Source organism: Marinobacter sp. 3-2, assembly GCF_003751355.1.
GTDB classification, from domain to species: Bacteria; Pseudomonadota; Gammaproteobacteria; order Pseudomonadales; family Oleiphilaceae; genus Marinobacter; species Marinobacter adhaerens.
Window position 1 is genome coordinate 162,524 of sequence record NZ_RJUQ01000013.1, and the last position, 13,709, is coordinate 176,232.

The 13,709-nt window shown below is 56.0% G+C and carries 12 protein-coding genes; 4 read left to right on the forward strand and 8 right to left on the reverse strand.

Going from position 1 to position 13,709, the window contains the following annotated elements:
- Positions 1–8 precede the first annotated feature (8 nt).
- The 8 genes from EDB94_RS08200 to EDB94_RS08235 all read right to left on the reverse strand — a co-directional run bounded on the left by EDB94_RS08200 (position 9) and on the right by EDB94_RS08235 (position 5,924).
- Positions 9–932, reverse strand: a complete 924-nt coding sequence (locus EDB94_RS08200) for a catechol 2,3-dioxygenase (protein WP_014579146.1) — start codon at positions 930–932, stop codon at positions 9–11.
- A 5-nt stretch (positions 933–937) separates the two neighbouring features.
- Positions 938–1,273, reverse strand: coding sequence for a 2Fe-2S iron-sulfur cluster-binding protein (locus EDB94_RS08205; RefSeq protein WP_014579145.1), 336 nt, complete (start codon positions 1,271–1,273; stop codon positions 938–940).
- Positions 1,274–1,286: 13 nt separating this feature from the next.
- A complete protein-coding gene (locus EDB94_RS08210; RefSeq protein ID WP_108018059.1) occupies positions 1,287–2,348 on the reverse strand; it encodes an NADH:ubiquinone reductase (Na(+)-transporting) subunit F in 1,062 nt (353 codons plus the stop codon).
- Positions 2,349–2,358: 10 nt separating this feature from the next.
- Positions 2,359–2,718 carry a phenol hydroxylase subunit P4 gene (locus EDB94_RS08215; protein WP_108018060.1) on the reverse strand — a complete coding sequence of 120 codons (360 nt, stop codon included), beginning with the start codon at positions 2,716–2,718 and terminating at the stop codon, positions 2,359–2,361.
- Positions 2,719–2,783: 65 nt separating this feature from the next.
- Positions 2,784–4,331, reverse strand: a complete 1,548-nt coding sequence (locus tag EDB94_RS08220) for an aromatic/alkene/methane monooxygenase hydroxylase/oxygenase subunit alpha (RefSeq protein WP_014579142.1) — start codon at positions 4,329–4,331, stop codon at positions 2,784–2,786.
- 14 nt (positions 4,332–4,345) lie between these two features.
- Positions 4,346–4,615, reverse strand: coding sequence for an MmoB/DmpM family protein (locus EDB94_RS08225; RefSeq protein WP_014579141.1), 270 nt, complete (start codon positions 4,613–4,615; stop codon positions 4,346–4,348).
- Positions 4,612–5,613 (reverse strand): aromatic/alkene monooxygenase hydroxylase subunit beta, encoded by a 1,002-nt coding sequence (locus EDB94_RS08230; protein ID WP_014579140.1) that lies wholly within the window; start codon positions 5,611–5,613, stop codon positions 4,612–4,614. The genes EDB94_RS08225 and EDB94_RS08230 overlap by 4 nt, the downstream gene beginning before the upstream one ends.
- Before the next feature lie 50 nt (positions 5,614–5,663).
- Positions 5,664–5,924: a phenol hydroxylase subunit gene (locus EDB94_RS08235; protein WP_014579139.1), complete on the reverse strand. Its 261-nt coding sequence runs from the start codon at positions 5,922–5,924 to the stop codon at positions 5,664–5,666.
- A 382-nt stretch (positions 5,925–6,306) separates the two neighbouring features.
- Between EDB94_RS08235 and EDB94_RS08240 the strand changes: the two genes are divergently transcribed.
- The 4 genes from EDB94_RS08240 to EDB94_RS08255 all read left to right on the forward strand — a co-directional run bounded on the left by EDB94_RS08240 (position 6,307) and on the right by EDB94_RS08255 (position 13,696).
- Positions 6,307–8,013: a sigma-54-dependent Fis family transcriptional regulator gene (locus EDB94_RS08240; protein ID WP_064229181.1), complete on the forward strand. Its 1,707-nt coding sequence runs from the start codon at positions 6,307–6,309 to the stop codon at positions 8,011–8,013.
- Between the two features lie 256 nt (positions 8,014–8,269).
- Positions 8,270–9,262, forward strand: a complete 993-nt coding sequence (locus EDB94_RS08245) for a YCF48-related protein (protein WP_064229182.1) — start codon at positions 8,270–8,272, stop codon at positions 9,260–9,262.
- A gap of 11 nt (positions 9,263–9,273) precedes the next feature.
- Complete coding sequence (locus EDB94_RS08250; RefSeq protein WP_108018061.1) at positions 9,274–11,739, forward strand: RND family transporter; 2,466 nt, start codon at positions 9,274–9,276, stop codon at positions 11,737–11,739.
- A gap of 43 nt (positions 11,740–11,782) precedes the next feature.
- The gene (locus tag EDB94_RS08255; protein ID WP_014579135.1) at positions 11,783–13,696 is read left to right on the forward strand and encodes a DUF1302 family protein; all 1,914 of its coding nucleotides are present in this window, start codon (positions 11,783–11,785) and stop codon (positions 13,694–13,696) included.
- Positions 13,697–13,709: the final 13 nt, after the last annotated feature.

Below are 13,709 nucleotides of genomic sequence, written 5' to 3' on the forward strand. Positions count from 1 at the left end.
GTCGGTTGTCAGGTCAGTACCGTCAGGAACCGTTCGTTCAATACCCGGTCGTGGTAGAAGATGGCTTTGCCCAGTTGCTCTGCCTGCCAGGTAACCGGCTTGTGATCGGGGTAGTTGTAATCTCCGCCACAGAACACTTCGTTGCGGTTGCCGGAAGGATCGAAGAAATAGATCGTCTTGCCATGGGTCAGGCCATGTCGGGTGGGACCGATATCAATGGAGGTGTCGGTCATAGAGATCAGATCGGCCGCCCTGAGCACGTCTTCCCAGGTTTCCAGGTAGAACGAAGCGTGGTGGAACTTGCCTTTCTCTTCATGATGAATAAAGGCAATGTCATGAGCCTTGGTGGACAGAGTGAGGAACTGCGCGATTCGGGTTCCGTCGCCGTCGAGCACCTGTTCGGCCAGATAGAATCCGAGCACGTTAACGAACAGGTCGTAGGTGGCAGCCAACTCTGGCCCATAAAGAAGACAGTGGTCGAAGCGGACCGCTTTCATGCCATCCAGGCCACGCGGCCAGGCTTCCGGGTTTACTTCGGTAATGCCCCATTTGCCGGTGTACTTCTTGTCAGCGTAAAGTTCGAACGTGTGACCCGAGGGGGCGTTGAACCGAACCCGCCGACCGCAATCTTTCAGTTCCCCTTCCGGAACCTGTTCAACCTCCACGCCATGATCTGCCAGATCTTTTTCGAGTTGCTGCAGGGAGGCTTCATCCACCACCTTGAAGGCCATAAAGTCCATGCCAGGCTCATCAGCAGGTCGGAGCACAACCGAGAACTTGTCCACCTCCGTCCAGGCTTTCAGATACACGCGACCGTGATCGTCCCGGTCGGTTTCAATCAGACCCAGAAGGTCTGTGTAGTGTTTGAGGGCCTCATCCATATCGAGTACGCGGATCTGGACGTGGCCGGGACGCATTACACCTTTTTTCATGACAGTTACCTCAACGCTCTTGTTGTTGTTTGCTCGCTCGTTTCGCCCGGCGCGGATGGCTCCAGGCACTCAATAGTCAGATCGGTGACCGGATAGATCCGGCAGGCCAGGACCTCCCCTTGCTCAATGGCTTCCGGCGGTGCGTGTGCGCGGCTCATCTTTCCGCACTCGTATTCACCCTCGACCACCCGGATCTTGCAGAAGCCGCAGCCACCGCCACGGCAGCCGACGGGCACGCACTTCACACCCCATTGCTCCATCGCTTTGAGAACGCTTTGCCCTTCACCGCAAGTAAAGCTGTCCCCGGTTGTCCGGTTGGTTACCTGGCATCCGATACCCATGGCGCACCTCCGGTTATATCTTCTTGAACAGGGCCGAACGCTGGGTGTCTTCCGCCCCGTCCGCCGCTGTCAGGAACTTCTCCATAAAGATGTCACGCTCGAACAGCCGCCCCTGCATCAGTGCCGTGATAGCCGCATCAATCATCGGAGGGGGGCCACACAGGTAGGCCTTGTTGCCAGCAAAACGGCCATCGAAATGGGCTTTGGCGGCGTCATGGACATAGCCACGGAAACCCTGCCATTCAGAATCTTCTTCCGCCTGACTGAGAGCCGGTACATAGGTGAAGTTGTCGTGATCGCGATCCAGAGCCTCGAATAACTCCCGGTTGTAGAGCTCGGCAAGGTTTCTGGCGCCCTGGAACAGGACAATCTTGCGTTCGTCGTTCTGTTCCAGAAGATCCAGGATCATCGATTGGGGGCTGGACAGCCCTGAACCGCCAGCGATGAAGATCAGGTCGCCAGGCTGGGAACTGCGCACGAAGAACTGGCCGTAGGGGCCTGAAAGATTCAGCGCATCACCGGTTTTCAGTTGTTCGTGGATGTAAGTAGTGGCAGCACCGCCCTCAACGAGACGAACATGCAGCTCCACTTCATCGGCTTTGCCGGGTGGATTAGCCAGAGAGAATGCCCGGGCGCCATCGACACCAGGCAACTCGATATTGATGTACTGGCCCGCCTGGAACGTCATGGGGCGGTCCAGCTTCAAATGCACACCTCTGATGGTTGGAGAAAGCTCCACGATGTCCGTCACAGTGGCGGTATAGTCCTCAACCGGGTAGCCCTCGAAATCCGGATCCACATCGATATCCGCTTCGATGGTGACATCGCTTTCAACAGTGGCGCAGCAGGCTAATACCTTGCCCTCGTCACGTTCGATATCCATCAGGGCGAAGGGCGAGGCGTCACCAATTTCGACATCACCTTCCAGTACCTGGACCTTGCAGGTGGCGCAGGTGCCATGCCCGCACGCAAATGGCAACCAGACACCCTGGCGCAGTGCGGCTTGAAGGATGGTCTGCCCATCCTCCACTTCAATCTGCTCGCCTATGGGCTCGATCGTTACGGTGTGACTCATGGCGCTTACCTCAGGATGCAGAGCCGGCAATGCCGTTCAGTTCTGGAGTGATCACAGTCAGCATGCTCTTGTGGTCAATGCCACTGCTCTTAAGGATGGCCGATGGGTCCGGCGTGAAAGGCTCGCCGTTGAGTTGCCACTGGGCGTCCAGGAATCTGGCTCTGGCCGAGTCCGGGTGAGCCTCGACCGCCGGCTTCAGCACCTCCTCGATGAAGGCTCCAAAGGTCATGTCTGGCTGCACCAGGAAGGCAAACGGTGAGCAGTACATCAGATGATGGGGCCAGTAGAGATACAGCAACTGCATGCCATGGAAGTTCTCTACCTTGTCCCGGGGTTCAAACTTGTAATCGTATAAAGCGTTCACACTCATGATGGTCACCTTGTTGTTTTTGTGGGTGAAACGCCCGGTGCCGATGACATCGGGCGAATCCCGGATCAGGCTGCGTCTTGCTTGGCGCTCTCGGTCTTCTCCTCGGATGACTTGCCCTTTATGGCGAGCCAGCGCTTCTGGTCCGGGGACCCCACATAGTCGAAATTGTCTTCGCCGATGTTGATGTGGTAGTACTTCGAAACCACCGTCTCGACGTCGCCGCCTTCACAGTTGCCCTGGTAGATCTGGTGCACCGGCAGCCATGCCTGGACGTATTTCTCGGGCTCGTTCTTGAAGATGTCGCAGCATCCGTCCGAGCAGAAGTGATAACGTTCGCCCTCATGCTCGATCTGGCGGTGGCTGAGCATGCTCGGATCGTCTTTCTCGGTGAAAATGGTCGGGATCTGGCACACCTGACACAGCTGGGGCAGCGTGTTGTTGTAGAAGCGACGGCCTTCGGCGTGCTCCTTCGCCCAATGCTCGAAGCGTGGACGGTAGTACTTGTCGAAGGTGTCCGGATACTTCTCGGACAGCCAGTCCAGCTCTTCCTTTTCAGGCATCCAGGTGTGGAAGTTGGTGGCATGGCCGTACTGGTAGAAGGTGGCCCACGCCTGATGGCTTACATGGTTCTTCGCGTCATTGGCGATGTCCTGGTACTTGGGCGGACGAATGCCATAACGCTCCAGGTCCTTGAACAGCGCGCCCCCGTTCTGCTCGTAGTACACCTCCCAGGCTTCCGCCCAGGACATGACCTTGTTCGGCAGCATGTAGTCCATCATCATCCCCACCAGGCTCAGCAGGCGGAAACCACGCCAGAACCACTTGTCGATCCACTGCTGGACGATGGGCACGTTGTCTTCGTGCTGCTCCAGAATGAACTTGATCACCTCAAGACCAAGCGTCATGTGCCGGGCTTCGTCTGACTGGGCGGAGAAACCGAAGGTAACGGTTGCCATATCGCCGTTGTAGGCAGCACCGGACATGAACGGCACGAACAAAAGGTTCGTCAGCACATACTCGAACGAGAATGAAATCGCCGTCAGGAACTCGAACGGGCCGGCAGAGCGAGCGTCGTCAAAGAACGACTTCGGCACCGAGAGGAACCACACCCGGTCGTGCATGTGCGCCGCATCATGCAACCCGTTGAAGTGTTTGTTGTAGTGGCTCATCGCGTGCTGCTGGGTCTGGGAATGACGCAGCTCGTCAATGGCCTGCATCTGACAGGCGACCCGCGCACCGGCACCGCTGAACTGGCGGCCAACCTTGGCATAACCCTGGTACGCCGCATGCTCCAGCGGCGACACACCACTGAGAAACAGCTTCAGCGCGTTGACGTAACGGGCATCTGAAATGTTCTGGTGACCATTGTTCTGGGCGAACGCATCAAAAATCGCGTACAGCTTCTTCTCTTTCTCGGCCTGGTACTTCCAGTAGGCATCCATGGTCAGCCGGAACGGATCCTCCCACTGGGACCAGTCGGTAATCTTGATGCCTTCGAACCGCTCGTCCGGGTAGATGTCTTCTTTCTTCTGGTAGGTCGGCTCCCAAGACATATCCCGGGTCAGGTACTGGTACTTGTCTTTCAGGTTCAATTTCTTGTTTTTAACAGCCATGATAGGTCTCCCGATTAGTTCCACTGAAGAATGAAGTGGTCATCGTCTTCATCGACATTGCCGCCGATACTGATTACATCGATGAGCATTTCCTGAACGTCCCAGTCCCGGCCCAGCTTTTCTTCCATTGTTTCCCGGTTGATGACCAGGCGCTTCTCGGCCTGGATCCGGATCATTGCTGGCTGGTGCTGGAGCTCCGCTTCCGGGTTGTCCTCCATAATGGCTTCCGCCAGATACCGGGCGTTGTCGTTGTCCTGAAAGGCAATGAATACGAGCTGGCTCATGCGGATACTCCCTGGCTCTGCAAGCCACATTTTTTGAGACGGGTGGCGAGTTCGGCGCGGGCTTCGTCTAGCGCGTCGATGCCAGCTGAGGCTTGCGCCAACGGTTTCAGGGCGTTGTAGGCCTGGGGCTCCCAGTGATCGATCCACTTCTGAAGCAGTTCACGGTTGTCGTCGCTTTCACCCGCAACAACTTTCAGCATGGCGTTGGTCCAGCGAAGCGACTCCTTGTACCAGTCGCGCATGAACTCGGTGAGCATGGAGACATCCTCCGCACCCTGGCTCTCGAACCAGGTGTCGATCTTGTCGTAGACCAGGGGGTACATCAGGCCGTCCATGAGGATGTTCTGAACCAGGGTCAGCTCGAACCAGTCATCAATCACCAGGGAGTCTTCGACCAGTTTGCGCATGGGCTGCCAGAGCTCGTCATCCATCCAGTAGCCCTTGGATTCATCGAGTCCGGCCCCGGTGCTGCCGTCAATCATCAGGGCAATCCGGGAGAGGTACTGGCCAATCCCCAGTCGATCCATCCCGGTGTAGATATGCATCTGGGAGACAGTTGTGGCGGTCGCATCACCGGCGATCTTGCTGTTATTCATGTTGGCACCAAGCTCAACATGACGCAGGGGCACCAGCAGGCGTAGTAGCTGTTTCTGGGTTTCCTGGGGAAGGCGGGTCAGCAGATTACGCTTCTCGCAGAAACCAAAGCTGGTCTCGGCCGCCTCCTGCATCTTGGCGCGATTGCCTACATAGGCGCCGTAATAGAACTGGCGCGGATCGGTAACCGCATACCAGTCTTCCATGCGGATCGCGGTGCGCGTCGGATCGTTCAGGGTATGCTCGGAATCCCATTGCGGCCGATAGTGGAAGTTGGTCTTGGCCTCAATGTCGTAACTGGCTTCCTGATAGCGGGTTGCCGGCTTGTCGCCAAAGCGACGGGCAATGTGGCCATAGGTGTGGCGGATGGGTTCCACCGAGTTGGTCTTGATTTCGATACTCATATCAACCTTACCGTCTTGTTGTTGTGAATATGGATGCTGATGCGCTTCGCTCAGTAACGCTGCCCACGCTCCCCGAAGCGCCACTTGACCATGTCTTCATCGATCTCGCGGATCATCTCGGAGTCCATGTGGACCACCTTGTTGTGCCTGCAGAAGATTTCGAAGGCCTCGCGGGGAAGAACGAGTTCAACGAACAGCTCCGGGTAACCAATGGCGAAGTCGAATTCCACGAACTTGTCGCCCGGCTCACTCCGCACCCGGATGTATCGCGTCAGCTCGTCGAAGGATTTGATGTCGTTCTGGGTCGTCATTGTTTGCCCCATTGTCTTTGTTGTTGGCTGGTGAGAGAGGAGCAACGGGTGTGCCAAACCCTGAGCGGGCGACAATCAAAGTTTTCAATCTACTGTTTTTATTAGCTTTATTTTGTTATTCGGAGTCGCAGGCAAGGATGTTTCAGGGAACACAACGAGGGTTGGAACGGGCGGATTTTCACTATTTGATCAACTCGGGAAAGCTATCTCAGCAAATGCTCAGATGCACAGAAAATCATCAGACCAATGGCCAGATTTTTATCATTTGATTGATTTTTGACTTTCATCAGGTGTTATATAGAGCAGCAATTTCGTGCCCGCACTCGGACTCTCAACCAGGGCACAACCCCAACCCCACACAACAACAAACGGGGCTCCTGACATGGCAATCAGCTACAAGCCACAGCTGCAATACGTGGACTTTCAGGATCTTACGGAACAGATCCGGTTTCAAAGCACGGAAGGCAAAATCTGGTTTGGCGAACAGCGGATGCTCCTCATGCAGGTCTCCGCCATGGCTGCATTCCGCCGTGAGATGGTCAATACCATCGGCATTGAACGGGCAAAAGGGTTTTTCCTGCGCCTTGGCTATCAGTCCGGACTTCGGGATGCAGAACTTGCCCGCAAGCTTCGCCCGCACTGCAGCGAACTGGACATATTCCTGGCCGGGCCCCAGCTCCATTCTCTGAAGGGCATGGTGAAAGTCATCCCGATTGAGATTGATATCGATCAGGACACTGGGGGCTTTTACGGGGAACTTGACTGGTTTGACTCTTTCGAGGTGGAGATCTGTCAGACCGAACTCGGCCAGATGGACGAGCCTGCCTGCTGGTCGCTGCTCGGCTATGCCTGCGCATATACCTCCTCGTTTATGGGACGCCAGATCATTTTCAAGGAGGTCACCTGCCGGGGCTGCGGCGACGAGAAATGCCACATTGTCGGGAAACCGGCCGAAGAGTGGGAAGACTCAGAGGAGTTCATCAAATACTTCAAAGCAGACCCCATGATCGAAGAGCTCTACGACTTGCAGTCTCAGGTGAGCTCACTTCGCAGCAGCCTTGAGAATCAACAGGGGCAGTATTACGGCATTGGCCAGTCCGCGTCTTATAACAAGGTCTGCAAGATGATCGACAAGGCCGCCATGGGCAAGGTCTCGGTCCTCCTTCTGGGTGAAACCGGCGTCGGCAAAGAGGTCATCGCCAGAAGCGTCCACCTCCGCAGCGAGCGGGCGGAGCAGCCGTTTGTCGCCGTGAACTGCGCAGCCATACCTCCCGACCTGATTGAAGCCGAACTCTTTGGTGTCGAAAAGGGGGCCTACACCGGCGCGAATCAGTCACGTCCGGGCCGCTTTGAGCGGGCTAACGGTGGCACCATTTTTCTGGATGAAGTGGTCGAACTTACGGCTCGAGCGCAGGCCACGCTGTTAAGGGTACTGCAGGAAGGTGAACTCGAACGCGTGGGTGACAATCGCACCCGCTCGGTCAATGTTCGAGTGATTGCTGCCACGAACGAAAGCCTCGCCGAAGCCGTTGAATCCGGTAAGTTCCGCGCGGATCTGTACTACCGACTGAATGTGTTCCCGGTAAAAATCCCACCCCTTCGGGACCGGCTGGAAGATCTGCCTCTACTGGTGGAGCATTTTCTAAAGAAGTTCCATTCGGAATACAACAAAAGAACCCTGGGTCTTTCGGACAAGGCACTGGCTCTGTGTATGAATTATCGTTGGCCCGGAAATATTCGAGAGCTTGAAAATGTGATCGAGCGGGGCGTGATTCTTACTGATAACAACGAATCTATCAGTCAGGAATCCTTGTTCGCCGTCTTCCCGGACAATCATTCGGAAAAACCCCATGAAGTCGTGGATGGCGAGGGTCATGTGGTACACGAAGGTTCGCCAGGAAATTCCGGGGGCTGGGCGGATCAGATTCTGGGCGACTCCATCAGTCTGGATGAAGTTGAAGAGACACTCATGCGCCGCGCCATGGAGCAGGCCAACCAAAATGTCTCTGGTGCTGCACGCATACTCGGGCTTACCCGCCCGGCCCTGGCCTACCGGCTTAAAAAATCCGGCATCCTCGCCGAAAACTGAAAGCAAACCCCATCGGGCAACAGGGATGTTGCGACGACCGAATCCCACCTTATGAAATAAGCAATCCGCCTCTTGGTTTGATCATTTGATTAAAATCAAACTTTTCTATCGGCCTGATAGCGAGTCCAAACGACCAGTTAAATTCTGAATTAATTATTTATTTTCAGCTAGTTAAAAAAGCCTTAAAGGACATGGCATACCGGTTGCTCTCTCACCGTCAGTCGCTTTTTCACAAAAACAAAGACGGTGACAGAAAATGCAAAATACCCCTCTGCGCTCATGGCGCACTGTCGGTACAGCGATCGCAATAGCCAGTAGTTCATCGCTGCTGCTGACGGGTTGCGAAGCGCCCCTCAATCTCGAGGCGGTACGCCAGGTTTCCGAACAATCCTCCAAGCGCACAGACTTCTACCAGTCCATGGTCCGGAACGATCAGGTCATTGTCGTTACTGGCAACGACGGTGTACTGCTTACCAGCCGGGATAACGGCGAAACCTGGAAGAGACAGGCACTGAATTCCACAGCAAGCTTTTTGGCTCTGGATGTCTGCCCGGACAACTCATTTATCGGACTGACCTTCGACAACCAGGTATGGCAAGGCAATGTCCAGGGAAGCCTCTGGACCCCGCACCCGTTGCCAAGCCAGGAACAAATGTTGACCGTGGCTTGTGCCCCTGACGGAAGTTGGTGGGCAGCAGGCAGCTTTACCACCATCCAGTACAGCTCTGATCTGGGCCAGAACTGGGATGAAACCTCTCTTTACGAAGACGCCATCATCAACAACCTGCAGTTCATTAACGAGGATCAGGCCATCGCCACCGGCGAGTACGGCATGGTGCTTCGCAGCGATGATGGTGGCTTTAACTGGGATTACGCCGGTTATCTGCCGGATGAGTTCTACGCCCATACCAGCTACTTCCGCTCCATGGAGGAGGGCTGGGTTGGCGGCCTGAACGGGTTCATCTACCACACCACAGACGGTGGTGAGAGCTGGGAGCAGATGCCTACTGAGACCAATGCTCCGGTATTCGGTTTCATCCCCGGCAGCTCCGAACTCTATGCGGTTGCCGACAATGCCACCGTTCTTCAGTTGCAGGGGCCCGCCTGGAAAAAAATCTCGGAATCTGACCAGCCGCTGTATCTGCGAACCGGCCTGCTCATGCCCGAGCAAAGACTGCTTGTTGCCGGAGGTCGTGGCCTGCTTTTCGACCTTGAACTTCCTGCGGCGAACGCCGCCAGCAAAGACTGAGGATATCAACCATGCCCGGATTGCATCGTTTCACACATCTGCTGCATCTGCTGGAAGTGTGGATATTCAACAACCCTCGCAAGGTGCTTTCAGTGATCGCGATACTGACGCTGATCTTCGCCCTGCGTATCCCAGGTCTGAAAATCTACACGGATTTCGCGGATCTTTTGCCTCAGCAACACCCTTACATCCAGCTGCATAACAGCATCAAGGACAGTTTCGGTGGTGCCAATGTTCTTGTGGTCGGGATCGAGTTTTCCGACGGTGATATCTTCACTAACGACAACCTGGCCAGAATCGATCGAATCACCCAGGCGGTCGACAGCCTGCCGGGCGTCAACCACAACCTGGTTTCCAGCGTCACCCACCGCAATTCCCGGAAAATCTGGCTGACGGAAGTCGGCAGCATCAACTCCGAGCCCTATTACGACTCTACCAGCGGCGAATATTCCCAGCAGGCACTGGATGCCATGCGCGCCGATGTAGCCGCCAATCCGCGGGTTTACGGGCCGCTGGTTTCCCCCGATCTGAAGATGGCGCTGGTCAAGGCGCAGCTCATTGAAGGCAAACTGGATTACGAAGCAACCTTTGCCCAACTTCAGGAACTGCGCGCCAATGAGGCTGGCGAGGGTGTCACCATCTACGCCACCGGTCAGCCGGTGCTGGTGGGCTGGGCCTACACCTACATGGACCAGATCCTTCAGATCTTCATTTTCACAGTGCTGACCATGCTGGCACTGCTCATCTTCCACTTCCGTAAAGCGTACGGTGTGCTAATCCCCCTTGGAGGCGTTCTAATCTCCACCGTGTGGGGACTTGGGATTATCAGTGTACTCGGCTACAACCTGGACCCCTTAGGTCTGGTAATCCCCTTTTTGATTGCAGCGCGAGCCATGAGCCACGGTGTGCAACTGGTCGAGCGCTACTATGCAGAGACCCTGGTACTGGGTAGCGGCCCAAAGGCGGCGAAAGCAACCTTCGACAGCCTTTTCCGGCCAGGCTCTCTGGGGGTGGTCTCCGACGCCATTGGTCTTTCGTTGATCGCCATTGGCTCGATCCCCCTGAACACCCATCTTGGCATCTACGCGTCACTCTGGGCGATCACCGTTGTTTTTACCGTCCTGATCGGTGTTCCGCTACTGCTCTCCATTCTGCCTACGCCCAAGAATCCGGAAATTCGCGAAACTGCCTTGCGCCACATTGGCGCCAGCTGCTCACGAACGGTTACTCGGCCCGGAGCGGCCCGAGTCATTCTCGCCGTGGCAGCTATATCCATGCTGGGTGGTTTGCTGGCCGCATCCAATGTACAGATTGGTGATTCCGAGCCCGGCTCGCCGATCCTTTACCCCGACCACGATTACAACATCTCTTCCCGCGTGGTTAATGACCGTTTCCCGGGTTCCGAGGAGCTCTACATTGTTGCCGAAACCAGTGAAAAAGGCGGACTGAAGCGTCCCGAGGTGCTTGAGGCCCTGTCTGATCTTCAGGCTCATATGCTGCTGGATCCGGAAGTGGGCGGCAGCAAGGGATTACCCGACCTGGTCAAGCAGGTGAATCGTTTGATGCACAACGATGACCCGCGCTGGTACCAGATTCCCCACGATGCCGGCTACGTGGGTGGGTTGATGTTCACGTACATGGCATCGAGCCCGGTGCCTGGCGCTCTGGATGAGTTCAACGACACCGACGATCGTGTCGCCAACCTGGTGTTCTATTACAAGGACCGTCAGGGCGAAACCATCCGCCGGGCGATTCATATGGCCAAGGAATGGATCGCTGAAAACGGAGACAGCGTTCAAGGCCTGACCATTCGACTGGCGGGCGGCACGCTTGGTGTGGCAGCTGCCATGAACGAATCAGCCTTTGAAACCAATGTAATCGTTCTGCCTCTGGTCTTTCTGCTCATCTTTGCCTTCGTGATGCTGTTCTACACCTCCTGGCACGCCGGTCTGATGATGCTCCTGGCAATGCTGTTCGCCACCACCCTGACCTACGCCTACATGGGCCTGAATGGCCTGAGCATCGACATCAATACCGTTCCGGTCATCGCTGTGGGAATCGGCGTAGGCATCGATTATTCAATCTACATGATGGACCGCATTCGCGAGGAAATGGCCAAGTGCGGGGACCTGCGCGAATCCGTAAGACGTGCCATTTCAACCACAGGTATGGCCATCAGTTTTACCGCACTGACCCTGATGGCCGGGATCATCATGTGGGTCATCTTCTCCAATCTTCGATTCCAGTCCGACGCTGCGCTGCTGCTGTGCGTGATGATCGTCATCAACGGCATGGCCGCCATGCTGCTGGTGCCTTCCTGGGTACTGGCCTTCAAACCGCGATTCATCACCGACGTCTATGCCGATGAAGACGGAATCCTGCATTCGGACCACAAGGAAACGAAATCAGCTCCATCCCCTGTGTTGGATTCAAGACAGGACGATGGGTTTGTGACGGGAGCGCCGTACCGGGCCTGAACCCGGTACCAAGCCCCACTAAAACCTGTAACGAGGACATGCCATGCAAACAACAATAAAAGGCCTGAGGTTCTGGTGCTGCACCCTTGCGGGTAGTGCCACCCTGGCGCTGGTTCCAATGACTACAGCCGTTGCTGCGGAAGATGCCCGCGTCAACGGTTTCTACGAAAACGCAACCTACGGGCGAGAGGGCGTCGGTCTATCCAAGTTCCGGAATACGCTGCAACTGGAAGGCGAGAAACGAATTGGCGACGTGGGCATTTTCAGCAACGTTTCCATCAACGGCACATTGCGCGGCACCTATGACGGGGTGTACGACCTGAACAAGGATGAATATGGACGTACCGCTGGTGGTGCCATTCTTCTCGAAGACACCGCACTGGCGCCCAATCCTGACCCATTCGTACCCCATGGTGGCGGTATCGCTCCGACACCCAACTTCGGTTTCGACATCAACCAGAACCCCAACGACGGCATGATCGTCCTTGGTGAAAACCTGCACCCTCAGGATGGTGGTGTCGGATTTGGTGTTCCGGTGCGCCCCTGCGATGTCGACAGCCGGGGCTGTATTGATGACTACCTGGACAAGGATCTGAACGAGCTTCGTTTCCAGGAGTTCAACGACCGGGCGGATTTCATCCGTGAACTTTATGTCGATTTTGACCTGAACTTCGACAGCGGCAACGTGCTTAGCACCCGCCTGGGTAAACAGCAGGTCATCTGGGGCCGCACGGACCTGTTCCGGGTGCTGGATGTTATCAACCCGGTGGATTTCTCCCGCAACAACATCTACGACGAGCTGGAAGACATCCGAATCCCCATGTGGATACTGAAGTCAGACTATCGCATGGGCCCCACCGAGGTATTCGATGGCCTGGCCTTCGACGACCTGAACTTCCAGGTGGTCTGGAACTTCGATCAGTTCCGTCCCCACGATATCGGCCAGTGTGGGCAGCCGAACGTCATCCTGGATGCAGGCTGCTTCTTCCGTGGTATGAATAATCTATGGGAAAACGGCGGCACCGTTGCCAACTTTGCCAACGGCAGCATCGCAACAGACTTTGGCCCCGGGCAGATCGGTATCCGTGAGGCGCATCTGCCGAGCTGGAGCCTTTCCAACACCCAGCTGGGTTTGAAACTGGAAGGTGTATACGGCGATCTCGGCTTCTCTCTGAACGCTCTGACCTACCGTTCCCAGCTCCCTTCCCTCCGCGGTGGCATTCCGGCTGAGAACGCATTCACCGGCGATACCGCCGTTTGGCCAAGCCTGATCGCGTTCGATATCCACTTCCCGAGAGTAAACCTGGTCGGCGGCTCACTGGACTACTACTCCCAGGGCATCGACACCGTGTTCCGGGTTGAGACTGCCTACACCTCTGGTGAAGAGTTTGCCAACACCCTGCGCGAGAAGCTGTATTCCGAGTCTGATGTCGTTCGCTACGTCGTGGGGGCCGACAAGAACATCTTCATCCCTGCCCTGAACGAGTCCCAGGCGTTCCTGTTTTCCGGTCAGATCTTTGGCCAGCACATTCTTGACCACGAACGCGAGCAGCGTCTGCTGGGCGAAGCCGGCATTCCAGACTGGGAACAGAACTGGATTGCGACCCTGTTGATCAAGGGTTTCTACATGAATGGCCGTCTTAGCCCACAAATCATTACCGCCCACGACGTCCGTGCCCAGGCAACTGCAGTTGCACCGTCAGTGGAGTGGCTGGTTAACGACAACTTCAGGCTCACAGCCGGCGCCAACTTCAAGGTCGGCGATGGTGCCCGCAAGTTCGATGACTGCCGCACCTGTAACCCCTGGGATCCGTTCACCGCCGCCTATCCTGGCCAGCCTGCGGGTGAATCTGCCGGTCTTTCCGGATACGAACCCCTTGGCCGCTTCCAGTCAGGACCGATCGGCATGGCCCAGAAAGAAGACGAAATCCAGCTGACCGCACGTTACAGCTTCTGATAACGAGGAACCA